At 62.9% G+C, this 25,026-nt stretch carries 14 protein-coding genes and 1 pseudogene; 5 read left to right on the forward strand and 10 right to left on the reverse strand.

All coding sequences use genetic code 11. The annotated features are described in order from the left end of the window. Positions 1-28 precede the first annotated feature (28 nt). The 7 genes and pseudogenes from G5S35_RS26220 to G5S35_RS26250 form a co-directional block, all read right to left on the reverse strand. A complete protein-coding gene (locus tag G5S35_RS26220) occupies positions 29-2,974 on the reverse strand; it encodes a bifunctional diguanylate cyclase/phosphodiesterase (protein ID WP_183039939.1) in 2,946 nt (981 codons plus the stop codon). Continuing rightward, positions 2,971-4,212 (reverse strand): ABC transporter substrate-binding protein, encoded by a 1,242-nt coding sequence (locus G5S35_RS26225; protein WP_065061026.1) that lies wholly within the window; start codon positions 4,210-4,212, stop codon positions 2,971-2,973. Before G5S35_RS26225 ends, G5S35_RS26220 begins: the two co-directional genes overlap by 4 nt. A gap of 580 nt (positions 4,213-4,792) precedes the next feature. After that, positions 4,793-5,206 carry an SMI1/KNR4 family protein gene (locus G5S35_RS26230; protein WP_183039940.1) on the reverse strand — a complete coding sequence of 138 codons (414 nt, stop codon included), beginning with the start codon at positions 5,204-5,206 and terminating at the stop codon, positions 4,793-4,795. A 2-nt stretch (positions 5,207-5,208) separates the two neighbouring features. Continuing rightward, positions 5,209-6,981: pseudogene (locus tag G5S35_RS26235) on the reverse strand (HNH endonuclease signature motif containing protein); the annotation flags it as partial. Between the two features lie 297 nt (positions 6,982-7,278). Continuing rightward, a complete protein-coding gene (locus G5S35_RS26240; RefSeq protein ID WP_074981978.1) occupies positions 7,279-8,289 on the reverse strand; it encodes a PoNe immunity protein domain-containing protein in 1,011 nt (336 codons plus the stop codon). 23 nt (positions 8,290-8,312) lie between these two features. Then, on the reverse strand, positions 8,313-9,875 hold the full coding sequence (locus tag G5S35_RS26245) for a hypothetical protein (protein WP_074981977.1): 1,563 nt from the start codon (positions 9,873-9,875) through the stop codon (positions 8,313-8,315). Beyond that, positions 9,872-12,724 carry a type VI secretion system Vgr family protein gene (locus tag G5S35_RS26250; RefSeq protein ID WP_183039941.1) on the reverse strand — a complete coding sequence of 951 codons (2,853 nt, stop codon included), beginning with the start codon at positions 12,722-12,724 and terminating at the stop codon, positions 9,872-9,874. Before G5S35_RS26250 ends, G5S35_RS26245 begins: the two co-directional genes overlap by 4 nt. Positions 12,725-12,964: 240 nt before the next feature. Here G5S35_RS26250 and G5S35_RS26255 point away from each other — a divergent pair, with 240 nt between their 5' ends. Then, positions 12,965-13,705 carry a transporter substrate-binding domain-containing protein gene (locus G5S35_RS26255; RefSeq protein ID WP_074981975.1) on the forward strand — a complete coding sequence of 247 codons (741 nt, stop codon included), beginning with the start codon at positions 12,965-12,967 and terminating at the stop codon, positions 13,703-13,705. Positions 13,706-13,726: 21 nt separating this feature from the next. On the opposite strand, the gene G5S35_RS26260 is transcribed toward G5S35_RS26255, so the two are convergent. Then, positions 13,727-14,455 (reverse strand): FadR/GntR family transcriptional regulator, encoded by a 729-nt coding sequence (locus tag G5S35_RS26260; RefSeq protein WP_065060883.1) that lies wholly within the window; start codon positions 14,453-14,455, stop codon positions 13,727-13,729. Between the two features lie 234 nt (positions 14,456-14,689). On the opposite strand from G5S35_RS26260, the gene uxuA reads away from it, so the two are divergent. After that, entirely contained in the window at positions 14,690-15,730 is a 1,041-nt protein-coding gene (gene uxuA / locus G5S35_RS26265; RefSeq protein ID WP_173816913.1) for a mannonate dehydratase, read from the forward strand. A 74-nt stretch (positions 15,731-15,804) separates the two neighbouring features. Continuing rightward, entirely contained in the window at positions 15,805-17,124 is a 1,320-nt protein-coding gene (locus G5S35_RS26270) for an MFS transporter (RefSeq protein WP_183039942.1), read from the forward strand. 138 nt (positions 17,125-17,262) lie between these two features. Here the strand turns inward: G5S35_RS26270 and G5S35_RS26275 are convergent, their stop codons facing one another. Next, positions 17,263-17,433 (reverse strand): hypothetical protein, encoded by a 171-nt coding sequence (locus G5S35_RS26275; RefSeq protein ID WP_156773776.1) that lies wholly within the window; start codon positions 17,431-17,433, stop codon positions 17,263-17,265. A 16-nt stretch (positions 17,434-17,449) separates the two neighbouring features. Here G5S35_RS26275 and G5S35_RS26280 point away from each other — a divergent pair, with 16 nt between their 5' ends. Next, entirely contained in the window at positions 17,450-17,716 is a 267-nt protein-coding gene (locus tag G5S35_RS26280) for a hypothetical protein (protein WP_183039943.1), read from the forward strand. A gap of 104 nt (positions 17,717-17,820) precedes the next feature. Continuing rightward, the gene (locus G5S35_RS26285; RefSeq protein ID WP_183039944.1) at positions 17,821-20,178 is read left to right on the forward strand and encodes a diguanylate cyclase domain-containing protein; all 2,358 of its coding nucleotides are present in this window, start codon (positions 17,821-17,823) and stop codon (positions 20,176-20,178) included. An 85-nt stretch (positions 20,179-20,263) separates the two neighbouring features. Here the strand turns inward: G5S35_RS26285 and G5S35_RS26290 are convergent, their stop codons facing one another. Next, positions 20,264-24,988, reverse strand: coding sequence for a cellulose synthase subunit BcsC-related outer membrane protein (locus G5S35_RS26290; RefSeq protein ID WP_183039945.1), 4,725 nt, complete (start codon positions 24,986-24,988; stop codon positions 20,264-20,266). Between the last annotated feature and the right edge of the window lie 38 nt (positions 24,989-25,026).

The raw sequence follows: 25,026 nt of genomic DNA on the forward strand, positions 1-25,026 counted from the left end.
CTTTAACACGAATACGGCGTATTCGCGATCAGTTTCGTACCGGCTCTACGCTTTCTTCGATGAGCGGCCAGACCAGCGCCTCGAATTGCGCGCGCGGCACCGGCGCCGAATAATAAAAACCCTGCGCGAAATCGCAGCCCACGGCCTTGAGAAAATCGCGCTGCTCGGCGGTTTCCACGCCTTCCGCGATGACCTGCAGCCCGAGTTTGTGCGCGAGCACGACCATGGCTTCGCAAAGCGCCTGATTGTCTTCGTTGACGCTGAGATCCTGAACGAACGAACGGTCGATTTTCAGGTAATCGATATCGAAACGCTGCAAATACGCGAGCGACGAATAGCCGGTGCCGAAGTCGTCGATCGAAATCCCGATGCCCGCGCGCCGGAAACTTACGAGTTTCTCGTCGATTTTCGATTCCGCCTGAAGCAGCAGACCTTCGGTGATTTCCACCACGACGCTCTGCCCCGGCACGCCTTCAATCGCGAGATATTCAGACCAGCGCGAGCACACGAGACTGTCCTGGCGCACCTGAACCGGCGACATGTTCACGCCAATCTGGAAACACGACTGATATTGATCGCGCCATTGGCGAACCTGCTGCACCGCTTGCCGGAATACCCAGTCGCCAATCGGCACGATCAGCCCGGTATCTTCCGCCAACGGAATGAAATCGAGCGGGCTGATCATGCCGCGCTCCGGATGCAGCCAGCGCAGCAGCGCTTCCGCCTTGCAAATCTTCCCGGTCGCAAGATCGACAATCGGCTGATAAAACACCTGAAACTGATTGCCCGGTAGCGCGACGCGCAAATCATTGGTGAGCCGCAGTCGCTTTTCGGCTTCCACCTGCATGTCGGGCGTGAAATAGCTGAAACGATTGCGGCCCGCGCTCTTTGCGGCGTACATCGCCTGATCGGCGTTCTTGAACAGCACATCGAGTTCGCGCGCGTCGTCCGGATAAAACGTCACGCCGATACTCGCGGAAATAAAGACTTCGTCGGCGCCCAGTTTGAACGGCTCGGCAAGCTGCGCAATGATGGCTTTCGCCATGCGCTCGACGCTGTCGGGATCGTCGAAATTCGGCAGAATGACGGTGAATTCGTCGCCGCCCAGACGCGCTACCGTGTCGATGTCGCGCACGCAATCGCCAATGCGCTTGCCCGCTTCGATCAGCAATACGTCGCCCCTGTCGTGGCCGAGCGAATCGTTCACTTCCTTGAAGCGGTCGAGATCGATCAGCATGAGCGCGATGCGCTGCCCCGAATGGCGCGAATGCATCGCTTCGCGGTCGAGTCGATCGAGAAACATCTGACGATTGGGCAGGCCGGTTAATGCGTCAAAATTCGCCTGTTTCCAGATGGTGGCCTCGAACGCCATACGGTCGGACAGATCGCGGCCTACGGCGAGCACGGAATTCACCACGCCCGCACGATCGATTTCCGGCGTAATGCGAATATGCGTGCATTGCTCCTCGCCGTCCTTGCCGACCCAGCGCAGTTCGAATTGCGCACTTTTACCGCTCGCAAACACCTCGCCGATTTTCTTTTCGTAAACCAGCGCGTTAGGGCCGCCCGGCAACTCCGAAGGCCGCTTGCCGAGCGAGTCGGTCAGCGTGCATCCGGCCGACGCGCAAAATGCCGGATTGGCGTAAATGCGCCGCGCCTCGCGGTCGTAGCGCGTGATCGTATCGGGCGAATTCTCGATCAGCGTGCGCGACTCGCGTTCGCGTGTGACGAGCTCCGCCGTGCGATCCGCCACGGTCTGCTCAAGCGACGCATTGATTTCGTTGATCTTCTGAATCTTCTGCTGAATCGCGTCGTGCATGCGTTCGAAACGCAGCGCGAGGCGCCCGAGTTCGTCCTGCCCGCCGGCCTTATCGCTCGCGTGCAGCGTGTCGTCCACATTCGCGCCCGCGTCGTCGCCGGAGTCGTGCATCTTGCGCACCAATTGACGCAACGGCGCGGAAATACTGTGCGAAATGAAATACGCCAGAAAGATCGACAGCAGGAAACCCGAAATACCGACGAGGACGATCTGGTTGCGCACGGTCTGCGCCTCGACAGTCAGCTTTTTCTCCGCGATCGTGCTGACCACATACCATGTCGTGCCGGGGACTTTGGAAAACGCCGCCAGATAGCGGCCGCCGTGCTTCGTCGCCAGCATCACGACGCTGCTGGTCTCGCCCGATTGCGCGCTGCGCGCGATGGTTTCGGCCAGCGCGGCATCGGGCGCGGCGTCGGCATTCGCGGACGCGTTATCGGCGCGCAGAATGATCTTGTTGTTGCTCGCGTCGAAGATATCGATTTCGGTACCGCTGCCGGTGGCCACGTCGTTGAAGATCGTCGAGAAATACTCGGGCCGCACGATCAACACCAGATTGCCGATCTTCTGGTTATTGGTCTTGTCGAAAATGACGCGCACCATGCCCAGATTCTGTTGCCCGACACCGTTGTCGTAACTGCCCCAGTATGTGCGCTCATTCACGCCCTGCGCCTGCACGACAAGATTCGTCACGCCTTGCGTGAGCTGCGCGAACGCCTGCGTATCCAGCACCTGGTTGTTGCGGTCGAGCAGATACTTTTGATTGATGTAATCGACCGAACCGTAATGGTCCAGCAACAGCCGCGTCATAGCCTGACGCGCCTCGCTCTGTTCCTTGAGGCGGCCACTCGAAGCGCGCGCCAGCGCACCCTGCACGCGATCGGACAGCACGAGCAGATTGCTTTCCGTTTCGATCTGCTGCATGCGAAGCTGGATATTGCGCGAGACCTGTTTGACGACTTCCTTCGAAAAGATCTCGGCATTCTCCTTGATGGCCGCAATCGATTTCACATAGGAAATGCAGCCCGACACGAAAATGGGCAGCAGCGACAACAGGATGAATGCCGCAATCAAGCGATAGCGAATTTCGACCCGTCGCAGCAAATCCTGAGAGAGATAGTCGAAAGCGCGTCGTAGCGAAACGGGGATGGCGATCATTTGTAGTGCATCTTCGCTTCGTTTTTTACCGACGCATCGAGGCGCTGCGCGGCCTGCCTCGGCGTCATTTTCTTGAGCAGCACGTCCTGCATCAGTTCATGCAGCAATTCGATCGTATTCGACGGCAGCGTCGAGTAATACGGACTCGCCGTCACAGCGTAGCGGCTCACGGCATTCGTGTAATCGACAATTTCCGGATCGCTCACCGCTGTGCCCGCGCCGTGCTGAAACGGCGAAATGTTATGACGCTTCGCCTGCAGAACCGAAAAGCCCTTCGCGGCGATGAATTCGAGGAAACGCATGGCGGCCGCCTTATTGCGCGTTTCGCAAACGGCGAAACCCGTTTCGCTGCCGAGCACCGGCACGACTTTCTCGCCGCGCGCGTTCCATGGCGGAATAAACAGGCCAACGGGAAATGCGTTCCCGTGCAGCATGGGGCCGGCGGCCCAATTCCCCTGAAATGCCATGGCGACCTTGCCTTCCTTGAAAAGCCGCATGCCTTCGTCGTAACCCGTCGACATGTAATCCGGCTGTACATAACCGCGCGCGGGAATCAGCGCCATCTTTGTGAAGATATCGGCGACTTCAGGCGTATTCAGATCGAGCGAACCATCGGCCATCTTGTTGCGCCAATCGGGCTCGCGCGCGACGACATTATTCGCGAAGCCCGAACTGAACGGCCCATTGCCGAGCATGTTGGGAAAGCCGCCATTCCAGACGACAGGCGTCGATCCCGCGCGCTTGAGTTTCGCACAGTCCTGCAGAAATTCGTCGAAATTCGCGGGCGGTGCAGTGATGCCGGCTTTAGCGAACATATCGCGGTTGTAGTAAATCATCGTGGTCGCGACGCCGCCGGAAATGCCAAAGCCTTTACCGCGATGACTCGTCCAGTCGCGCTTGAGCGGTTCGAGCATGCTCTGCCATGCCGCTGTGTGGCTGAGGTCGGCGAGAATGCCCTGATCGGCCAGTTCGGCCGCGTACGCGTTGGGATTGACGCTCACGAGATCGGGCAAGGTGCCGGCCGCGATGCGCGGCTTGATGTTCTCCTCCACCGAATTGCCGACCATGAACTGAACGTCGACGTGCACGTCCGGATTCTGTTTGCTGAAATCGGAGGCGATGCGCAGCATCTCTTCGGGCCAGTCCGGCGCCCAGACGAGCGCGGTGATGCTGGTGCGCGCTGGGGCCGACGTGGCGACCGATGCGGCATCGCGCGAGTGACAGGCGCCCAGAAACATCGTGCAGATCAAACCGGACAGCAGGCAGGCAAACTTGATTCGTCGCACGTCATGCTCGCTTTCGAGTTCGAATTGAACCGCCGTGGCGCGGCAAGCGTGTGGACGACACGGCCCGCCCCTCGATCGGCGCGCCAGACAGCGTTGCCTTCAAATGGCATACGGATTCAGCCGGACGCTGGATAACCGTATCTGCATATCGGCAGGTTGGGTGAAAGCTTTAGTGGGGGGGGCTCGGTTGATTGAGCGGAGCGTGGAGTTCGAGCGCTCGTGCGGTGAGGGTAAGGCGAGGTAAGTATTGCTCGGGGCGTTGATGTAAACGTTTGCTTTCTTTTCAGAAACTTTTTACTAGCGGGATTTAAAGCTAAGGTACTCGTGGATACGGTGAATGTGCGAGTGGTCTCCTAACAAGGGGAACCGTCCAACGGGCCGCTTCATCAGCAGCCCGCAGTTATCCGGACTATGAAGTGATGCACCTATACATCAAGGGGAGATTCGCGCGGCCACCCGTCATCCGACCATCTAGAATCGGCGAATCTGCTTTATCCCTTAGACGTGACATCACCTCGTCCTCTCCGCTCTACTACGATACTTGAAGACCGTTCAAAAACTGGTCAAATGAATTACAGACGAAAAAGATATCCTTAGTATCCGCAGTAATTTGAAGCACTGCACCGCAATCATTACCCGTCGTCGCGATATAAAAAATATTACTCCCTTGATCATATGCAAACGGGATAGCATCCGACAATCCGAAATCTTCGGCCAAATCCTTTTTCATCATTTCGATCGTCAGCGCACCATATTTCAGCGGAAAGAAGCCGTGAAATGGGAATACATGATCCAGACCAACGACCCTCTCCACATCTACCGGGTATCCGCCATTATGGCCAAGATAATGACGCTTGAACGCTTCCGGCAAACGAATCTTGGTGACGTGTTCGAAAGCGTCGAGGTCGTTTTCCGACAAACTCTGTTCTGTGTCTTCGTAGCGCATTCTTATCTCCTGCACGGGTGTGAGTATTTTTGACCGGTCGCGGCTTGGTACTGGCTAACCCCTCCCACATGAGGAATGCCATTATGCGCCTCTTGCTTTACGAGTTGCATTGTCCCAGTGTTGTCCTCAGGGTTGTAGTCGTCAACGTGATGCCACACGTAACCACGTGGGGTCGTTTTTTGCCCCAACGCAGCCATCGACGCATTTTGAAAATCAGTCTCGTAATCGCCGGTGTACGTGATAGTCTGGATCGGATTCGCACCATTTTTATTGTACAGCGCGTTGCTATTGGAATAGTCAAGGCCGCCGTTTTCGTTCCGCGACACGCCACTGAATCCGCGATCTGCAAGCTTCTGGAGGGGGCAAGTCGCGAGCCCCAACGGATCAATCCACTGCACCGCATTCGGCGCATACTGATAGACGTTGATTCCACCCGCCAACCCAATCGGATCCTTGCTAACAAACCGCCCAGTGGCCGGATCATAATACCGATACCGATTGTAATGCAGCCCCGTCTCTTCATCGACGAACTGCCCCTGGAACCTCAGCGGATTCTTCACTGCCTCGCCGCCGCTCACAGCAGACGCACGCTCGATCACTTCCGGCGCTTCGCCCCAGGCCTTATACGTCGCTTCCCACACCACCTCGCCGGCTTCATCCGTCATCATCAACGGCGTGCCAATCTGATCGCAGTGATAGAACATCATGCGCGCATCGACATTCGCTACCGGCACACGCTGTAACGGATCATCCTCCGGCATATACCGGTCGCCCTCACGACGCACCGGCGTCTCGATCCCGGCAACCGGCGCAGCCACATACTGCGCCATCGGCACGAAACTCCGCGCCTCGTAGACATAATGCGTGCTTCGCTCGTCGGTTGATTCGTATGCCAGCGCTTCGCCGTCCCAACCGAACACCGTCTCCACGCCGTCCACGACTTTCGCAATACGTCGCCCAAACGGATCGTAGAAATAACTCGACACGCTATGCCGCGACGGCGCATCGACACTCGCGCCACTCAAGCGGTCATACGCATCCCACTCGAACCGCCGCGTGCCAGCCGACGAACGCTTCTGCACAAGATTGCCCTGCGCGTCGTAATCGAAGTGCGTGCCCGCATATTCCCTGAGCAGATTGCCCAACACCTTCGGCACCGAAGCCGGCAGCGTGCTTTCGCTGCGCGCGGCAAACGAATAGCCGGGTGCACGATCAGGCTGCACAGGATCGACGATATTGCTCGCAGGATCGAACGCAAAGCGCTCCTTGCCGCCCGGCCCGATCGCTTCCAGCAAACGCCCCACCGGATCGTAACGATAATCCGTCACGCCCTTGCGGCTGTCCTCGATCTGCGTGAGTTGTCCCGCCGTGTCATAGCGATAGCGCCGCGCGCTCAACGGCGCAGGCGCTTTCTCGCGTTGCACCGTCTGCCTTTCGATACGTCCCGCCGGGTCATAAAGCGTGCTATGACCAATACGGCTCGACAGCGTACGGCGAATCTCGCGATGCAAGTCGTCGCGCTCGATTTCCAGGCGCTCTTCGCCATCCACGAGCAGTCCGTGCACGTGTCCCGAGCCAGACATCAGCCAGTCGATCGCATGACCATCCGGGCGCACCGTGCGCGTGCGATTTCCCAGTTCGTCGTAGCTGTGATGCCAGACGTAACTGCGCGACACGCCGAACACGTCGTACGCGTGATGCTCGCGCACGAGATTGCCCACCGGATCGAAGAAACGTTGAATGCGGCTATAGCGATTGCTCGCGTCGATCAAGCGGCGCGCCAAACAGGAGCGCCTTCAGGCTGCTTACGCAAATAGCCGCATACTGAAAACTGACTTGATATATCGGTAGGCCAGGAAAGAACTTCGACAAGAAATGCCGCTGAGAAAATTGATTCCGATTTCGTATTAATTGACGGTCGATCGCCCTCCGAAGGCCCGAACATGAGGCCCGTCGGCGGATGCATGGTCGGCGAGCCAACGGGCATTGCCGTCTGACTATGTTTTCGGCAGACTCCGCTTGAGCCGGCCGCCGCTACCTTGCTCAGTGACCGCCGGGCCAACCGTTCGACGTCATGCCTTGCGCTCGAATTCCCAGACCGCTGGCTGCGGACGATGTGCGCCGCTGCGGTCTGGACCGAACACCTCGGGCATACGATCGCCTTCACGCATCATCACCCCTGGCACATTGTGCCCCTTCGCTTTCCAGATGCCGGTTTCAGGGCAGAGTTGCCCCGTGCGCACCGTCTTGGGTCCAATGTCATCAAGGGGTTGCGCGTTGCCATTCGATTCGTCAAAATCCCGCGCGAAGTCAGCGAGGTCTTTTGGATATAACGGATGATCCCGGAACGCGCTATCGTCCATCTGCAGCAAAAGTGCCACAGCGGCGGCTTCAATGGCCCAGTAGCCGACATAGGTACCCTTGCCCCCCCTTCGGGCGTCAAGATGACCATCATGCCAGGAAGCGTCCACCATTCCTGGATACCACGCGTCGAGATACTCCTGCAGATCGTTGACGGGCTCGTGGCTGGTCTCACGATACAAGCTAAAGACGAGTGGCCGATAGGGTACATCGTGATACCAGTTGTCGACGTTGATCCGTCCTTCCAGCTCATAGGCCAGCAGATCCTCATACAAGGTATCCCTGCCCCGATAGGAAGGATCGAACATGGCGACTAGCCGAGGAAGCAAATCACGCCTGTGCAGCAGATAGCAAAAGCCAATCAACTGCATCACTGTTTCATACTCGCCAATTTCTTCGAATATCAGTGGCGGCTCGGTCGCGTCATGCAAGCTCAAGCGTTGGGCAATCGCGTAGCTTTCATACGCATCCACAACCAGATCGAGCCCGCCCCGTAACACTGAAATATCCGCGCCCCCCGTGTACATGAGCAGGAAGCGCCGATATACATCGGCGGCGTAATAACGCTGAGTGATCGCTTTTCGCTCCGCCTCATCGCTACCCGTCGGAGCCGTATTTTCCGACCAGTACGCGATGCTGTCATTCAACAGACCCAAACGCCAATTGAAATAGTCCTCGTCAAGAAAGCGTTGCCGCCGCTTCGAATCGAAGTCTTCGCTCATATCAGTAATCTCATAGCACTACACTATTTTATCCGGCTCGCCTTGAGTTTAACCGCCTGGTCAACCTCGCCCTCTTTGTAGTGGTGAGTGACGGGGAGATCGTGATCCGTATGTTCATGTTCAGCGCCGGTGGCCAGGGCTTCGACGTGCTGGATAGCCGATGGAAGATAGAACGGGACATACAACAGATGTCGCGCGTATCCCGACCTGAGTATGCTTTCCACCAGACTCTGGTTCGGCACCGCAGCAGGGAGTCTTCCTTCAATCCACTGGTGACTCATCTGGACCCGAGCAATTTTCGCGCTGCCAGGTCCGGATGACGCTCCCCCGCCCTTCGCGCTCGCTCCGGTTGCCGATTGGTCGCCACTGGTTTGCTGCTTCCTCTGCGGACCACTGACGTACCCGCCTGGCTCGCGCTTTCCACTACCCATCGAAGGTTTGCCTCCTCCTGGCTTCCCTCCCCCTGCGGCCGACGGCGTCGGCACCGCGTTTTCCGCAGGTTCGAGCAGGTCTTGGGCTGGAGGACGGACCGCCTCCTTGATCGTGCCGAGCTTGCTCGCAACGCCTGGCTTGGCATTCGGGTCCTTGAGCTTCCGGGTCGTCGTTGATGACTTGATCTCAACGATAGCAAAGTCCTTGAGCTGATTGTTGGACGGCGCGGCACGCCAGACCCCATCGAGACCGTGGCCACGCGCCTTGAGGTCGAACAGCTTGTTCAGCTTGCCATAATCGTTGAGTTTCCCCATGACGCGAAGGCCCGGTTTCTCAGTCCATTTGCCGGCCAGCCCCTTGTCATGCCCCTTCCAGCCGTTACCCCAATTGAGCTTTTCATAGCAATAGTAATCACCGATGTGTTCGCCCAGGATACCGGTGATACTCGTCGTGATATCGGTGACAGCAAGCCTGGCATTCACCACTCCGCGCGAAGGCGTCGAGACCGGCCGCTCGTGTCCTGCTTTAGCCTCTTCGCCCTTTGCGCCAGGCTTCGCAGTGGTCCGGTGATCTTCCAAAGTGCTCATTGCAGACGAGTTTGGCTGCTTCCTGCGCCAATGCAGCAACTTGCGTTGAACGAACTGCGCGAGCCAATAAGGCAGGTTTGTTTCCACGAAGGCCAGCGCCTGCATGAAAGTGACCTGAACGCCGGACGGCATCTCACGATACAACCACGACTTCTGAATATGCACTCGCGCATCAATCAGATACTTCTTTACGCCGGTTGCGTCGAACAGTTTGTCGATTAGCGTTTCCGGGCTGGTCTGAATGTGCGCCTGCTGGAGAACGAGACGCAGAATATCGAAAAGTAACGGACCATATATTTCCGACCTGTGATTGACGAGGCGGAACGTGCGCTTGACGCCCGCTCCGACCACCGGAACCCAGCCAACGACCGAAAATACAAGGTCAATACCGGCCTCGATTTTCGTCATCTCGTCTGTGCTCGCTCGCGCATTCCACACAGTCCAGACGCTCTCGGTCGTGTCGTAAACGTTCTGTGCAACATAGAACAACGGCACGGCGTTCGTTGCCATAGACAAGCTGATTTCTTTGACGGCATCCTCTATTGCCTGTTGGTCGTTTTTGTTCATGACACGTCCGGACGACCAGAGAATTTGTTGAAGAGGCTATATAGGTTTTCGTCCGTAATGCCGTGGTGTCCAGCTTGATGCAGTTCCTTGAGAACGTCAGACTGCGCAATCTCCTGAGCTGCGGGAACGGACTGGGGCGTAAAAGACCGAACATCTTCACCAAAAAACACCTTCGCCGCGCCGTCCGGCACGTCCCGCAGGACGGCGTGGCCGCTTCCGTCGAGTTTGCCAGCCAAGGTCGTTCCGTCCTCGAACACCACTTTGTAGGGAGCCTGCGGTACAGGCTTGAGATTGCCGTCCGTGAGATTGAGCTCAAGCTTGTTGTGGAGATCGCCCTTCGCGAGCACGGGCAGGTCATACGGACTGCTGGTGGGGCCGTCAAGTGCGTGCTGCGCGCCCTTGATGTCGATGTCCCGCGGTGCGTGAATCTCGATGTTGCCGTCCTTTATACGAATATACGCACCGCCACAGGTCAGCAGAATTTCCTGATTCGCCGCTACCTCGATGCGCTCCGAAGCCGAAATCAGCCGTAGCGTCTTCTGCGCCGTCACCTCGATATTGTCCGACTGCGCCTGAATCTCGAACTTGCCTTTGCCCGCGAACAGTTTCATGCCCGCCGTTTGCGCAAAGAGACTCAGCTTTTCGCCGATACTCGCGAGCAGCGACTTACCCGCCGCCACATGCGTGCTTTGCTTGCTGACGAACGTGATCTGCTCTTTAGCAGCGACATGCGCCGAATCCTGCGTAGAAAGCGCAATCCCCGACGGACTCGCCATCAGCATCACCGGCTCGGTGAACGCATTCGCGCTGCCCGTTCCGCCGCCCGCGGTATTGCCGCCCGATGCGCTGCTGCTCGCGCCTTGTTGCGTCGATTGTGTCGATTGCGTCGCGCTCGCAAACGTCTTGAGCGCCTGCGTGCCGTCCTGCAGCGATTCGGCCTGATGCTTCTCGCTCGCCTGCGACAGCGCGTCGATGGTTTCCTGCGCGCTTTCCAACTGCGTTTTCGCTTCGCTCACGTCGAGCTGCTGACTCGTCGCGCTCTTCGCATAGGTGCTCACATAGAGCCCTTGCCCTGCATTCACCGCGCCGAACGCATCCGACTTCAGATCGAAGCCGCTGCCCAGATACGCGCCGCGCGAATTGGCGCTCTGCGCAATCAGATGGCCGAGTTGCAATTGCGAATTCGCGCTCGTGCTGTAAAGCTGCGCGCGATTCTGGCCCGTCGCATCGTCCATCACCATCTGGTTGTAGCCGCTGCCGCCGAATTCCTTCGACTTGTAGCCGGAGAGAATGCCGTTCGAATGCCAGTTCGGATTCGTGTCGCCGTTATAGACGCGCGCCGTCACGATCGGTCGATCGCAATCGCCGTCGAGCCAGCTCACGACCACTTCTTCGCCGATACGCGGCACGTGCACGCTGCCGTAACTGCCACCCGAATCGGACATGGCCACGCGTATCCAGCACGACGCCGCTTCGTCGCCCGCATTCAGACGGTCCCAATGAAAATAGACTTTGATGCGGTTTTGCGTATCGGTATAGACTTCTTCGTTTTCCGGGCCGACCACCAGCGCCGTCTGCATGGTCATCTTCGGCTTGCGATGCTCGAGCGGGCTGCGATACGGCACGGCCTTGCGCTGCGCCTCGATCTGCACGAGCAGAAAACCCGCGCTGCCGTCCGTGGCTTTCACCGCGAGCGCGTCGCTGCCGCTCGCATTCGCGGCCTTGATCGCCGCCAGCTCGCCTTGCAGGCTGTGCGGGAACGTTTGCGTCTGCGTGGCCGAAACGGGCAGATTGTTGTCGATGAACCAGCGCGCCTCGATCACGGCAAATTGCCGGTCCTGCTGGCTGTCCGTGTCGTGCACCGGATGGCCGTCGAGTTCGAACCAGCGCCCCGCGTCGAGATTGCGCACGGCGCCCGCGCCTTCGAAACGCTTCGAGCGCGACTCCCACTCTTCCATGCGCGTTTCGCTGAGCGTGTCGCCACGCGACTGATCGCCGTAGGTGTACGCGCCCGTATATTCGTAGACTTCAGCCTGCTGCGGAAGATCGCCTTGATTCGCGTGCGTGGGCACCGAGGTGCCCTTCGGATTCGCGACCGTGCCCGGCGATTTGTAGTCGAACGTGCGCGTCGTGAGCGTCACGCTTTGCAAAGTGCGCGTGCCGCTCCATTGCACCAGCGCATTGGTTTCGCTATTCACGCCCGATCGGTAAAAATTAACCGATTGCGGATTTAAAGCGGGCAATGCGTCGATATTATCGGTAATTACGACCGTGTGCGATTTCCCATCGGCGGCCTGTTCGAAATAACTGAAGAGGCCTTCGGATTCCATAATCCGCTGGCAGAAATTCCAGTCGCTCTCGTATTGCACGCAAAACGAACGCGTGGGCAAGACATGTTGAATGGCGAACCGGAAAGCGCCGCGCGCCTGAGGATGCGCATTGAATACGTCGGTGAGGATGGCGTCGGCGGTTTTATCCTGCCAGATGCGGGCGTCCGAGCGATAGCGCAGGAAGTGCTGCCAGGAGGCGAATTCGAGCTGATAGCTCGTCAAACCGCCGTCCGCGCCCAGCCGGCGGGCCGTGTGGACGTAGCCGTGATGCGGCAGATAGGTCTGATCGGCCTGTTGCAGCCACAACGTCACGGGCTGCGCGATCAGCTGTTTCAACTCGACGTTTTCGTTCGTGGAAACGACATCGAGTGTAAAGCCGTAATCGCGGCCCATACGTGCGTGACCCACCGCGCGTTGCGGTAGAAGCACATTATCGCCGAGTGGGGTATCAAGCTTGATTAGCCGATCGGTTTGCGCCACGCCCCCGGTAATGGCTGCAATGAGATCCTGCGCCCCCATTCCTGTCCTTTTCTGGTCGCCATTTAAACGCTCAGCATTATCTTACAAAATTTTCCGGGAAATACATTCAGCCCTTTATTATTTCCGCTTTTAACGTCATTGATGCGTATTGAATCGAGTGCATTCGCCGATCCGCGTACTTGGTTCTGTCACAACCACTTCCGGCTCTTTCGCGACAAAAGCCACCGCACTGAAATATGGCCTGCGTAGAATGTCCGCTCTCCTTCCCGCGAGTGCGTCATGAAAGTCACGATCGCGTATATCGAAGAACCGCCGTTCGGTTGGACCGATGTCGCCAGCGGCCACGCCACGGGCGCCGATATCGAACTCGCCGAATGCGTGCTCACGGCGATCGGCATCACGCAGATCGCGTATCGGGCGACCACCTTCAGCGCGTTATTGCCCGGCGTGCAGGCGGGCGACTGGGACATGAATGTGCCGCTTTTCGTCACGCCGCAACGTGCGCATACGGTGGCGTTCAGCACGCCGGTCTGGGCGATCGGCGACGGGTTTTTGCTACGCGCGGGCAATCCGAAATCGCTCGTGAATTACGCAGCCGTCGCGCGACGCGACGATGCGCGGCTCGGCATCATCGCGGGACAGGTGCAGCACGATTCGGCGCTTGCGGCTGGCGTGCGCGATCGGCAGATCACCTTATTCGATCAACAGTCCGAAGCAATTTCCGCACTGCGCGAAGGACGTATCGACGCTTATGCGAGCACCGCGCTCGGCAATCGCATCCTTGCGTCGCGTATCGGCGATGCGAATCTCGAAGCGGTGGATCACGCCAACGCAAGCGCAAGCGCCGGCACGAACACAAAATGCGCGCCGCTCGGCGCATTCTCGTTCAACCGCAATAACACGCCGTTGCTCGCCGCGGTGAACGCGCAGTTACGCGCGTATCTCGGCAGCGACGATCATCGCGCGCGCATGGCGGCGTATGGCTTGTCGAGCCAGGAAATCGACCCGGTACTGGCCTGAGCGTTTCCTGCCCGATACGCCTTAACGCCACGCCTGCGTAAACTCGCCAATCACCCGCGTCAGATGCGCCTGCATCGCCGCGCGCGCGCCGGCGGCATCGCGCGTCATGATCGCCGTGAAGATGCGCTGATGCTCCTCCTGCGACGCCGCGCGCAAGGCCGTGGTGTGAAAGTGCTCTTCGATCTTGCGCCATAGCGGATCGGCGCGCGAACTGTCCCACATCGCCGCCACCATGTGCCGAAGCACGGCATTGCCCGACGCCTCGGCGATCGCCAGATGGAAATCGCGGTCCGCCGCTTCGTTCGCGGCCTTGTCGTCCATGTTCTCGCGCATCGCGCGCAACGCGGCGAACAGCCGGTCGAGATCGGCGTCCTTGCGCTCGGTGGCGGCCAGCGCCGCGATCTCCGCTTCGATCAGCGCACGCGCGCGCAGCGTCTCGATCGGTCCGGGTCCGCGCGGCAATTCGAACGCCGCCGGCAGCGGCGCGACCTGCTCCGCCACGTAGATGCCCGAGCCCACGCGCACTTCCACCGCGCCGCGCACTTCCAGCGCGATGATCGCCTCGCGCACCTGCGTGCGGCTCACGCCGAAGCGTTCCGCCAGCGTGCGCTCGGAGGGCAGGCGCGCGCCGGGGCCGAAATCGCCCGCAGCAATGAGTTCGTAGATCTGTTTCGCCAGGCCGACATAGGACCGGTCGGCCGCTTCGGCGTCTGCCACGCGAGACGCGGGCGTGAGGGAGACGTCGGTCATCCAGTGTTCTCGAAAAACCGCTGGCCGCCCGTCGCGGCCACGCTGGCCGAAATGGTACACCACTTTGCACGGCCATCGGCTCGCGCGCCGGAATCTGCGACGGGGCGCGGCGTCGGCTGGCGCGCCGCAGTGGTAAACCACTATCTCGCCTCATTGGTTGACCAATTATATTTCTGGTGAACCAAGGCAGACGGACCACGCGTTCGCCGTCGCCGCATCCCGCAGGAGTCCGCTTTGAAAATGTCGTTCCGTTGGTATGGCGAGTCCGATCCGGTCCCGCTCCAGTACATCCGCCAGATTCCGGGCGTGACGCAGATCGTGTCGGCCATTTACGACGAGCCGGTCGGCGAGGTCTGGCCGCCGCACAAAATCGCCGCGCTCAAGGCGACGATCGAAGCCGCGGGCCTGCGTTTCGAGGTGGTCGAGTCGGTGCCCGTGCACGAGGACATCAAGCTCGGCAAACCCGGCCGCGACCGCCTGATCGCCAACTATCAGCAGACCATCCGCCATCTGGCTGCGGCCGGCGTGCAGGTGATCTGCTACAACTTCATGCCGGTGTTCGACTGGACCCGCACCGAACTGGCGAAGACGCTCGAAGACGGTTCGACCTGTCTCGCGTTCAGCACCGCGGAAGTGGAGCGCATCGATCCGAGCCAGGGCATTTCGCTGCCGGGCTGGGACGCGAGTTATCGCCCGGAGCAATTGCAGGCGCTGCTCGCGGACTATCGCGAGATCGACGAAGCGCGGCTGTGGGAGCACCTCGAATACTTTCTCAAGGCGATCGTGCCCGTGGCCGCCGAATGCGGCATCAAGATGGCGATCCATCCCGACGATCCGCCGCGCCCGATCTTCGGTCTGCCGCGCATCGTGAAGAATCGCGACGACCTCGCGCGCATCGTGAAGATCGTCGATCACCCGGCCAACGGCCTGACGCTCTGCTCCGGTTCGCTCGGCGCGGGCCCGCAGAACAACGTCGAAGCGCTGGTGCGCGAGTTCGGCGCGATGGGCCGCATTCACTTCGCGCACATCCGCAACGTGAAGATCACGCCCGAGGGCGATTTCGAGGAATCCGCGCATCTGTCGAGCTGCGGCTCGCTCGACATCGCGGCCATCGTGAAGGCGTATCACGACACCGGCTTCACGGGCTACGTGCGCCCCGACCACGGCCGCATGATCTGGGGCGAAACCGGCAAACCCGGCTACGGCCTCTACGATCGCGCGCTCGGCGCCGTGTATCTGAACGGGCTCTGGGAAGCGATGGACAAGGCGCCCTGACGCCGCACGAACAACAACGCCGCGCCCACGCAGGCGCGGCCGCCAGTCACGATCCAACGAAGCGGAGACCTTCGATGCCAAGAATCCGATGGGCGATGATCCTCATGTGTTTCCTCGCCAACGTCATCAACTTCGTCGATCGCGCCAATCTCGCGATCGCGGCGCCCAGCATCCGCACGGACCTCGGGCTCGACGCCGTCGGCATGGGCCTCGTGCTGAGCGCGTTTTTCTGGACCTACGCGTTCCTGCAATTGCCCGCGGGCTGGTTCATCGACAAGGTCGGCGTGCGGCTCGCGCTCGCCTTCGCGGTGGGCTGGTGGTCGGTGTTCACGGTAGCGACGGGCGCCGCACGCGGGCTCGCGCAGCTCGTCGGCATGCGCCTGATGCTGGGCGTGGGCGAAGCCGCCGCGATTCCGTCGTTTGCGAAGGTCGCGTTCAACTGGTTTCCGCGTCGCGAACGCGGGCTCGCGAGCAGCATCTTCGATAGCGGCTCGCGCGTGGGCTCGGCGCTGTCGCTGCCGTTCGTCGCGTGGCTGATCTCCGCCGTGGGCTGGCGCGGTTCGTTCGCGGTCACGGGCGCGCTCGGCGTGGTCTGGGCGCTCGCGTGGTGGTTCATCTATCGCGACCCGGAGCGTTTTCGCGGCATCGCGCCCGCGCAGGTCGCCGCCTTGCTGGCCGAACGCGGCGTCCCCAACGCACCGGATGCACCGGATGCGCCGGACGCGCCGCGCGTGCGCTGGATCGACCTGTTCCGCTACCGCACGGTGTGGGGCATGATGATCGGCCTGTTCTGCCTGAATTTCGCGATCTACTTCTTCATCACCTGGTTTCCGAGCTATCTGCTGCAATCGCGCGGTTTTTCGCTCGCGTCGCTGGGCACGCTCGGCATGCTGCCCGCGCTGCTCGCGATTCCCGGCGGCTGGCTGGGCGGCTGGGTCTCCGACACGCTGTTCAAACGCGGCTGGAGCGCCACCGCCGCGCGCAAGACCTGTCTCGTGGGCGGCATGATCGCGTCGTCGGCGATTGCGTTTTCGGCGCTCGTGCAGGACGTGTGGCTCTGTCTCGGGCTGTTCGCGCTCTCGTATGCGGCGCTGTCGTTCGCAGGCGCGAATGTCTGGACGCTCGTCGGCGAAGTCGCGCCCACGCCCGCGCATGTGGCCTCGCTCGGCGGCATCCAGAACTTCGCGGGCAATCTCGCGGGCATCTTCATCACCACGTTCACCGGCGTGATGCTGACGATCACCAGGGGCTCGTTCGTGGTGCCGCTCGTCGCGGCGGGCGTGCTGTGCCTCGTGGGCGCGCTGTCGTATCTCTTTCTGGTGGGCAAGGTCGAGCCGCTGCCGCCGCTCGCGCCGGCGCGCAACCGTCACGCGTTGAGCCGCGTGGCGCATTGAAGCGCGTCGCAGTCGTACGCGCCGACACACCTCGTTGCGCTCGCCTGTTTGCTTCGCGAGCGCAAGCCATCGTCCTATTTGTCTAAAGAATTCCCGCGCGATGCCGATATTCCATGCGGTTCGCCGTGCAAGCGCCGGTCAGAAAAGCGCGCGCGGCGTGGATTCCGCATGACGGTGGTGTGCATTGGACACAACAAAAAAACGGGTAATCGGGAGCTTGCTGTCGCTGGGGATATCGACGGGGACGTCGGCGGCATGCGCCATCAATACGCAGAGCGCGCTTTTCGCGCCCGCTGCGGCATCGGCCATTGCCACGCAAACTGACGTGGCTGACAAATTGGCGCCTGCCGCGCCGATCACGCCAATCACGCCAATCACGCCAATCCCGCCGCCAGCGCCGATCACGCCAACGCCCGGCCACTTCGCCTCGCTATCCGCCGACGGCGTGCGCCGCACGCTCGCCGCACTGGACACGCGCCCCGCCGCGCGGCCGCCCGACTATGGCATGCTCTGGACCGATACGATCGACGACGCCGACCGCCGCGCCGTCGCCGTGATCCACCGCACCACGATCGAACGCGCACCGCAATGATGTCGGCGGGCCACGCCGCCCGCGAGCTTTCCCTCACGTTCCATTAACGGGCGCCCGCTATACTGGGCGCCACATTCGTCTGACAAGTCGCCGGAGCGCGCGCCATGTGGTCATCCGTATTTCCCTCGCCGGTTGCACCCATCGAACGGAAGCGCTTCCATCTGCGCTCGCTTGAGCTTCAGCGGCCGCTCTCGTTCGTGACGATGGCGCTGTCGATCGGCACTTACGCGTTGTTCGCCGTCGCGCGGCTGCTGCTCGTCGATGGGCGCTATCCGTTCTGGGTCACCGTGCTCGCGGCCATCGGTCTCGTGCTGCTCGTGCTCGCGATTCCGCGCACGCGCACGACCGCCGAGTTCGGTTTTATCGGCGTGGCCTATGTGGTCATCATGCAGTGCGCGGCCAATACGCTCGTGCGCGGCACCGGCGCGCCGCTCGCGTGGATGCTGCCCGCCGTGGTGGCGATCACGCTGTGCGCCGCGCCGCTGTGGCTCACGCCGCGCCATTTCGTGGTCGGCAACGTGCTCTATTACGTCGCGACGCTGCCGTTCGTGCTCACGCTCTCGCCCGAGCAGCTCGCGATCTTCGGCGTCTGGGTGACGATCTCGCTGAGCACCGCCGTGGTGTTTCATTTCGGCTTCTATCACTTCCGCTTTCGTCACTTCCGGCTCGAAGAAGAACTGACGACGCTCGCGGCCACCGACCCGCTCACGGGCGTGCAGAACCGTCGCGCGTTTCTCGACGCGGCGGCGCAGACCATCGAGCAGCGCACGGCCGACAGCCCGCCCGTCGCCCTCCTCTTCGTCGACATCGACCAGTTCAAGTCGATCAACGATCAGTTCGGCCACGGCGCGGGCGACAAGGCGCTCATGAACGTCGCACAGACGATCGTCGCGCTCGCGCCCGCCGGCACGCTGATCGCGCGCATCGGCGGCGAGGAGTTCGTCGCGCTGATGCCGGAACAGGCCGACTGCCCGATTGAACGCTTCGCAGAATCGCTACGTGCCGAGATCGCCCGCCTGCCGCGACCGGAAGGTTTCGTGACCGCGAGCATCGGCGTGGCGCGGCTCGCGCACGGCGACACCGTCGCCTCGCTGCTCGAACGCGCCGACGAAGCGCTGTTCCGCGCCAAGCAGGCCGGCCGCAATCAGGTCGCGTTCGAGCGCGGCGTGCTGCGCGTGCCGGTGCGCAACACCGCGAGCGACGCGCCCGCGCCGCTGCGCGCGCGCGACCTTGCGAGCCATGCGATGCCGCATCTGCGCTGGCGCAACGTCACGCTGGTCTCGCATTTTCAGCCGCTCTGGAGCCTGCCGCGCGAGCAGTTGATCGGCGTGGAAGCGCTGCTGCGCGGCGAGGACGACGACCATCAGCTGGTCGCGCCCGTCGTGCTGTTCGGCGGCCTCACGCCCGACGAGCTGATGGCGCTCGACGTGCTCGCGCACCAATGCCATCTGCGCAGTGTCGGCGCGCAGTTGCCCGAGGGCGCGCGCCTGTTCCTGAACGTGCTGCCGTCCACCTTCGTGCGGCCCGGCTACGAACTGGAACTCGCGAGCCTCGTGCACGACGCGGGCCTCGACACCGGCGACATCGTGCTCGAACTGCTCGAAACCGACGACGCCGATCCGAACGAACTCTCGCTCGCCGCGAACCGCTATCGCGATTGCGGTTTCCTGATCGCCGTCGACGACTTCGGCGCGCGCTATTCGAACCTCGACCGCCTGCTGCGCATCCAGCCCGATCTTGTGAAGCTCGACGGCGAATTGATCCGCGCGCGCAACCGGCGCTCGGGCCGTCCGCTGCTGCGCGACCTCGTCACGTTGCTGCATCAGGCGGACATCGTCGTCGTGGTCGAAGGCGTGGAAACCACCGAAGAACTGGTGCTCGCCGTGGAAGCCAAGGTGGATATCGCGCAGGGTTATCTGCTCGGACGGCCGAGCGCGTCGCTCGCGCCCGGCGGCGCGGCGCCCACGCGTATCGATCATGCGTTCGACGTAGTCGCGCTCGCGCGCTCGACGCGCATGGGCCAGTTCGATTCGACGATCCGCCCGTATCTCGACGCGCTCACCGACGCGGGCAGGCAGGTCGAATCGGGCGTGCCGTATCCGGTTTCGCTGGCCGCGCTGCTCGCGCGTCCGCTGTGTCTGCGTGTGTTCGCGCTCGGTCCGACCGGCCGCGCGACGCTGTTCGAAGCGCGCGGTGCCGCCGATGCGCCGCCCGTCAATCATCTCTATGGCGACAAGCGCACGAGCGCGGTCGTGAGCGGACGCTGGGACCATCGCGCGTTCTTCTGGAAGGCCGTGCGCCAGCGCGGCAGCGCCGTCTACTCGGGGCCGATGCTGTCGCCGATCACGAGCAATCTGTGCATCATCGTGTCGATCGCGCTGCGTGTGAACGACATGCAGGTGCTGCTCGCCGTCGAACTCGACTGGGCCACGCCGGGTTTGCCGTGGCCCGAGGCGGCTTGAAGCGGCTTGAACGCGCGCTGAAATAAAACGGCCCGATGCGTGATGCGCATCGGGCCGTTATTCTGGAGCCGACGAACCGTCCGCGTCAGTCCGATGTCGCGAGGAACGGCGACGAGAACGCGCGCGGCGGGAACGGTTGCGAGCCCGACTGCGGCGAGAAGCTGTAGCGCAGATACACGGCGGCGAGCCACTCGCGATACTGATACGCGTTGCCGAGCGAAGCCATCGCGCCGACCGCGAGCTGCGGCCCGAGCTGATACTCGCCGCTCGCGTAGACCGAGTACGCGAAGCCGGTCTTGCTCTGCCCCGGATAGGTCGCGTTCGGGTCGAGCGTGGCGGCGGCGGAGCTCACGCTGTTCATGTTGCTACTGGCCGCGCCTTGCAGGCCTGCATCGAGCGGGAAGTACGGCACCGCATCCTCGCGATAATGCTGCACGCCGATCGAGCCCTTCAGATCGAACGAGAACGGCCCGTTGCGGCCCGCGTATTCGACCGGCAGGTTCAGGATCACGTACTGCTGCGGACTGAAGTAGCCGCCCTGACCGTAGGTGTAGTACGACTGGTTCTTGTCGAACATCATCCACGTGGTGTTCACGCCCACCGTGAAGGTCTGGTCGGCGTCCTTGTAGACGCGCGTGTAGAAACCGCCGCCCGCCTTGCCGCCGACGTTGTCTTCCACATGGTGGCCGTTGTAGAACATGGCCTCGCCGTTCACGTAGAGGCCGTTCGTGCCGTCGTCCCACGACAGCGCGGCGCGGCCGCCCGATTTCATCACGCCGCCCCATTCGAGGTTCGCGCCCGCGTCGCGCGCGCCCGCGTAGGACAAGAGACTGTCGGTGACCGCGCGGCGCGTGATGGCGAGCGAGTACGAGACCTTGTCGGTGATGCCGCCGTCGTATTCCGCACCCGCCGTCACGTTCTGATAGCGGAAACCGACCGGCGTCGCGCCGATGTCGGCCTTCACCGACTTCGTTTCATAGCCGATCGAGAGACCCACGCCGCTCGCCGTCTGCGAGCCGAAGCCGGTGCTGCCGGCCTTGCTGCCGCTGAGGCCCGAGCCGAAGCGCGCGAGCGTCGGCAGGTCGGTGGCGGCCGTGCCGGCGTCGAGCGTCACGGGCGTCGCCGTCACGACGATATGCCCATTGCCCGCCTTGATGCGGCCTTCGATCGGCGCTTCGATATCGGTGAGATTCGAGAGGCCGTCCTCGCCCGTGCGGTTGCGGAAGATCACGCCGCCCGAGATCGTGCTCGACTGCTCGCGGTTGATCTGCGCGAGTTCGTCGGCGACACCAAGCGTCTGCGAATTCGCGATCTGTTGCGGCGTGGGCGTGGCATTCGCGGCAGCGGCGGCAGGCGGCGCATACGGCTGCGCGTAGCCCGCGGGCGGCTGCGGAATGTAGGCCGGCGCGCCGTATTGCTGCTGCGCGTACGGCGGTTGCGGCATGTAGCCGCCTTGCTGCGGGTAGCCTTGCTGCGGATAACCGCCTTGCGCGTACGGCTGCGGCGCGTAACCCTGTTGCGGATACGGCTGCTGCGGATACCCACCCTGCGCGTAACCCTGCTGCGGATATTGCGGGTAGCCGCCCTGCGGATACCCACCCTGCGGATACGGCTGCGCGTAGCCCTGCTGCTGGGCGTACGCGGCGCGGTTATTCGCCTGCTTGTTCTTCGACGTGCGCTTCGACGTACGCGACGACGGCGCGGCAGGCTGCGCATAACCGCCCTGTGCGGCCTGAGCGGCGGGCGACATCGGCCAGGGCGTCGCGGCATACGGCTGCTGCGGATAACCCTGCGGATACGCCTGTTGCTGCGGATAGCCGCCCTGCGGATACGCCTGCTGCTGCGGATAGCCACCCTGCGGATACCCGCCCGGCGCGTATTGCGCATACGGCTGCAACGGCTGCGCCGTCGCGGGGCCGCCCGACGCGCTGGAGCCGGACGTATCCGGCCCATAGCCGTCCGTCGATCCGGCGGGCGCCTGGTAGCCCGAGGTGGAGCCGGCGGGCGGCGCCACATAAGGTGCAACATACGGCGCGGGCTGCGCCGGAGGCAGGGAAATAGGCACGGTCGGTACAGGAGACGAAAGTTTGGACCACGACGGCGAACTCGGCGCGGGCGTCGCAAAAGCGCTCGCGCCGCTCGTCGCGCCCGCCGTGTTCGCGTCGCTGGCGGCATCGACCGCCGTCTTGCCCTCGAAGGGATTGGTGCCCGGCAGCGGATTCGCGCCCAGCGGACGGCTGAGCGCTTCCCAGCCGCGCGGCACGTTGGCGGCGCGTCCGGTCGCGGCCGGCCGCGCGCCGACAGGCGTCGTGCTCGCGACGAGCGACTGCTTGAGATACTGCGCGGCGAGCGTGAGCTTGCCCTGCGCGCGATACATGCGGCCCACGGCGGCCAGCGTTTCGGGATCGTCGGGCGCGCTGCGCAAGGCCGTATCGGCGAGTTGCCCGGCGTAGTGCCAGGACTTCGCGCCCGCCGCCGCGTAGAGCGCCGCCAGTTGCAGGCCGTGATCGTCGGGGCGGCGCGCCAGCGCGATGCGATAGCACTTGAGCGCGTTGGCCGGATCGCCCGCCGACGAATAGAGCCGCGCGAGCGACGCCTGCAAGTCGGGGTTGTCGGGCATCGCCGCGAGCCACGGCGCGATCACCGAATACGCACCGGCGAGATCGCCGCTCGTGCGCACGGCGTCCGCGCGGCGCACCACGATCGCGAGATTGAGGTTGTCGAAGTCGGTGCGCTGGTCGGGCGTGAGCTGCATCGTCTGCAGGCGCTGCATGACCTGGCCGAGCATCTCGTCCTGATGGCTCGCGAGCAGAATGCCCGCGTACTGCAGTTGCAGGCCCGCATCGCCGGGCGCCGCCGACATCGCGCCTTGCACGAGCCACAGCGCGCGGTCGGGCGCGCCCGCGGCGACATAACCGCCCGCCAGTTCGCCGATCAGCGCCGGATTCGCCTGCGCGACCGGCTCCGCGCCGCTCAGCAGCGCGAGCGCCTGCTGACGCTGCCCGCGCTTCGCCATCTGCGTCGCGAGATCGACTTGCTGACCGAGCCACAGCCGATGCTGCAACTCGGCCATCGCCGTCGTGCGCTTGTCGGCGGGAATGCGGTCGAGCATCTGCAGGCCGTTGCCGTAGTCGCGCGTCTGCTCGGCGAGCAGCGCGCTCGCATAGAGCGCGTCGACCATGTCGGGATGCGCGGCGATCAAGCCGTCCATCATGCTGCGCGCGGTGCCCACCGCGCCCTGGCGCACGTAGATGCGCGCGAGGTCGAGACGCAGCCACGGATCGTCAGGATTGCTGACGAGCGCGCTTTCGAACAGGCTGCGCGCGCGGCCCAGATCGCCCTGCGCTTCGGCGGCGCGCGCCTGGGCCGCTTCGGCCGTGCCGCGCAGACGGTCGAGACCGCCCGCCTTGCTCTGCTGTTCGGTCGTGAGCTGGTTCGCGAACTGCAGCGCTTCGTCGCCGCGCCCTTGCGCCGCGAGCGCGCCGACGAGCCCGCGAATCGCGTCGGGGTTGTCGGCCTGACGGCGCAGCGCCATGCGATACGCCTGCTCCGCGCCCTGCGGATCGTGATTGGCCAGCAGCAGCTCGCCGAGCATCACCTGGGCCGTCACATCCGAAGGATTGAGCGCAATCGCGCGCTCGAACAGCGACTTCGCTTTCGCAACTTCGCCGTTGCTCTGCGCGCCCAGCGCCTCGCTGGTGTAGGTCCAGTACGAGGCGCTTGCGAGCGCCTCGCGCCAGCGCGCCGGATTGCCCGCGCGCGACGCGCGTTCGAGGTAATTGCGCGCCTCGGGAAAGTGTTCCTGCTTCAGTTCGACCACGCCCATGCCGCCGAGCGCGTCGGCGTCGTTGGGCGAGTTCGCGAGAATCGCCGAAAAACGCGCGCGCGCCGTCGCCAGATCGTTGCGGTCGAGCGCGGCGAAACCGTCGGCGACCGCGCGGCCGCGCGCATCGTTCGCCTGATCCTGAGCGGCGCGCTCGCGCGTGGCCTGATCCTGCACGACCATGCTTTCGTAGCGCGCCTTCACGGCGGGATCGTCGGGCGAGAGCTTCAGATAGGCGTCGAAACTCGGCTGATCCGAGGGCCGCGCCGCGAGCCACAACAGCGCCTGACGCCAGCTCTGACGCGCCTGCGGTCCGACCTTGCTGTCGTTGGCGAGCACCTGCAGACGCGCGATGCCGTCGCGGCGCGTGGTGTCGCGATACGTGAGGTGCTGCGCGTAGGCGAGCGCATAGCGCGGATCGTCGGGATTGTCGCGCGCGAGCTGGTCGAGGCCCTTGCGCGCCTCGTCCCAGCCGTTGGGCGTGGCCGCGAGCGCCTGGTAATACTCGAGCCGCAGTTGCGGCGTGGCGGGCACGCCGTTGAGCGCCTTCTGATACTGTTCGACCGCCGACGCGCTCTTGCCCATCTGCGCGAGACGCCGCGCGTCGTTCACGGTCTGGTCGCGCGGGCTCGATTGCCCGAGGCGGCGGCCCAGATCGTCGATGCCGGGATAGTTCGGCGCGACCTGGCGCAGTTGTTCGAGATAGGACTCGGCGCGGCCGCCGTCCTTGCGGTCGGCCATCACCATGCCCATGCCGAGCAGCGCGTCGGGCTGCTTCGCGTCGAGGCGCAGCACCTTCTCCCACGCCTGCTCCGCGAGGTCGCCGCGGCCATGCGCCTGCCAGTACTTGCCCTGATCGATGAGCGCCTTGAGCGCGTCGTCGGCGGCGTGCGCGAGCGGCGCGTGCGAGAACGCAACCACGCCCGCCAGCGCGAGCGTGCGCGCCAAAGCGCCGAACGGCTTGCGCGGGGTGGGCTTCTTCTGCATCGGTTCTGTCGTTTTACTTGTCTTCAGCAACGCGCCGC

The sequence above is a fragment of the Paraburkholderia tropica genome, assembly GCF_014171495.1.
Classification (GTDB): domain Bacteria; phylum Pseudomonadota; class Gammaproteobacteria; order Burkholderiales; family Burkholderiaceae; genus Paraburkholderia; species Paraburkholderia tropica.

What these genes read in the sequence shown, in the direction of transcription:
- G5S35_RS26220 (WP_183039939.1), bottom strand. Translation starts at nt 2,974, where the DNA reads ATGATCGCCATCCCCGTTTCGCTACGACGCGCTTTCGACTATCTCTCT.
- G5S35_RS26225 (WP_065061026.1), bottom strand. Translation starts at nt 4,212, where the DNA reads ATGTTTCTGGGCGCCTGTCACTCGCGCGATGCCGCATCGGTCGCCACG.
- G5S35_RS26230 (WP_183039940.1), bottom strand. Translation starts at nt 5,206, where the DNA reads ATGCGCTACGAAGACACAGAACAGAGTTTGTCGGAAAACGACCTCGAC.
- G5S35_RS26240 (WP_074981978.1), bottom strand. Translation starts at nt 8,289, where the DNA reads ATGAGCGAAGACTTCGATTCGAAGCGGCGGCAACGCTTTCTTGACGAG.
- G5S35_RS26245 (WP_074981977.1), bottom strand. Translation starts at nt 9,875, where the DNA reads ATGAACAAAAACGACCAACAGGCAATAGAGGATGCCGTCAAAGAAATC.
- G5S35_RS26250 (WP_183039941.1), bottom strand. Translation starts at nt 12,724, where the DNA reads ATGGGGGCGCAGGATCTCATTGCAGCCATTACCGGGGGCGTGGCGCAA.
- G5S35_RS26255 (WP_074981975.1), top strand. Translation starts at nt 12,965, where the DNA reads ATGAAAGTCACGATCGCGTATATCGAAGAACCGCCGTTCGGTTGGACC.
- G5S35_RS26260 (WP_065060883.1), bottom strand. Translation starts at nt 14,455, where the DNA reads ATGACCGACGTCTCCCTCACGCCCGCGTCTCGCGTGGCAGACGCCGAA.
- G5S35_RS26270 (WP_183039942.1), top strand. Translation starts at nt 15,805, where the DNA reads ATGCCAAGAATCCGATGGGCGATGATCCTCATGTGTTTCCTCGCCAAC.
- G5S35_RS26275 (WP_156773776.1), bottom strand. Translation starts at nt 17,433, where the DNA reads ATGGCCGATGCCGCAGCGGGCGCGAAAAGCGCGCTCTGCGTATTGATG.
- G5S35_RS26285 (WP_183039944.1), top strand. Translation starts at nt 17,821, where the DNA reads ATGTGGTCATCCGTATTTCCCTCGCCGGTTGCACCCATCGAACGGAAG.
- G5S35_RS26290 (WP_183039945.1), bottom strand. Translation starts at nt 24,988, where the DNA reads ATGCAGAAGAAGCCCACCCCGCGCAAGCCGTTCGGCGCTTTGGCGCGC.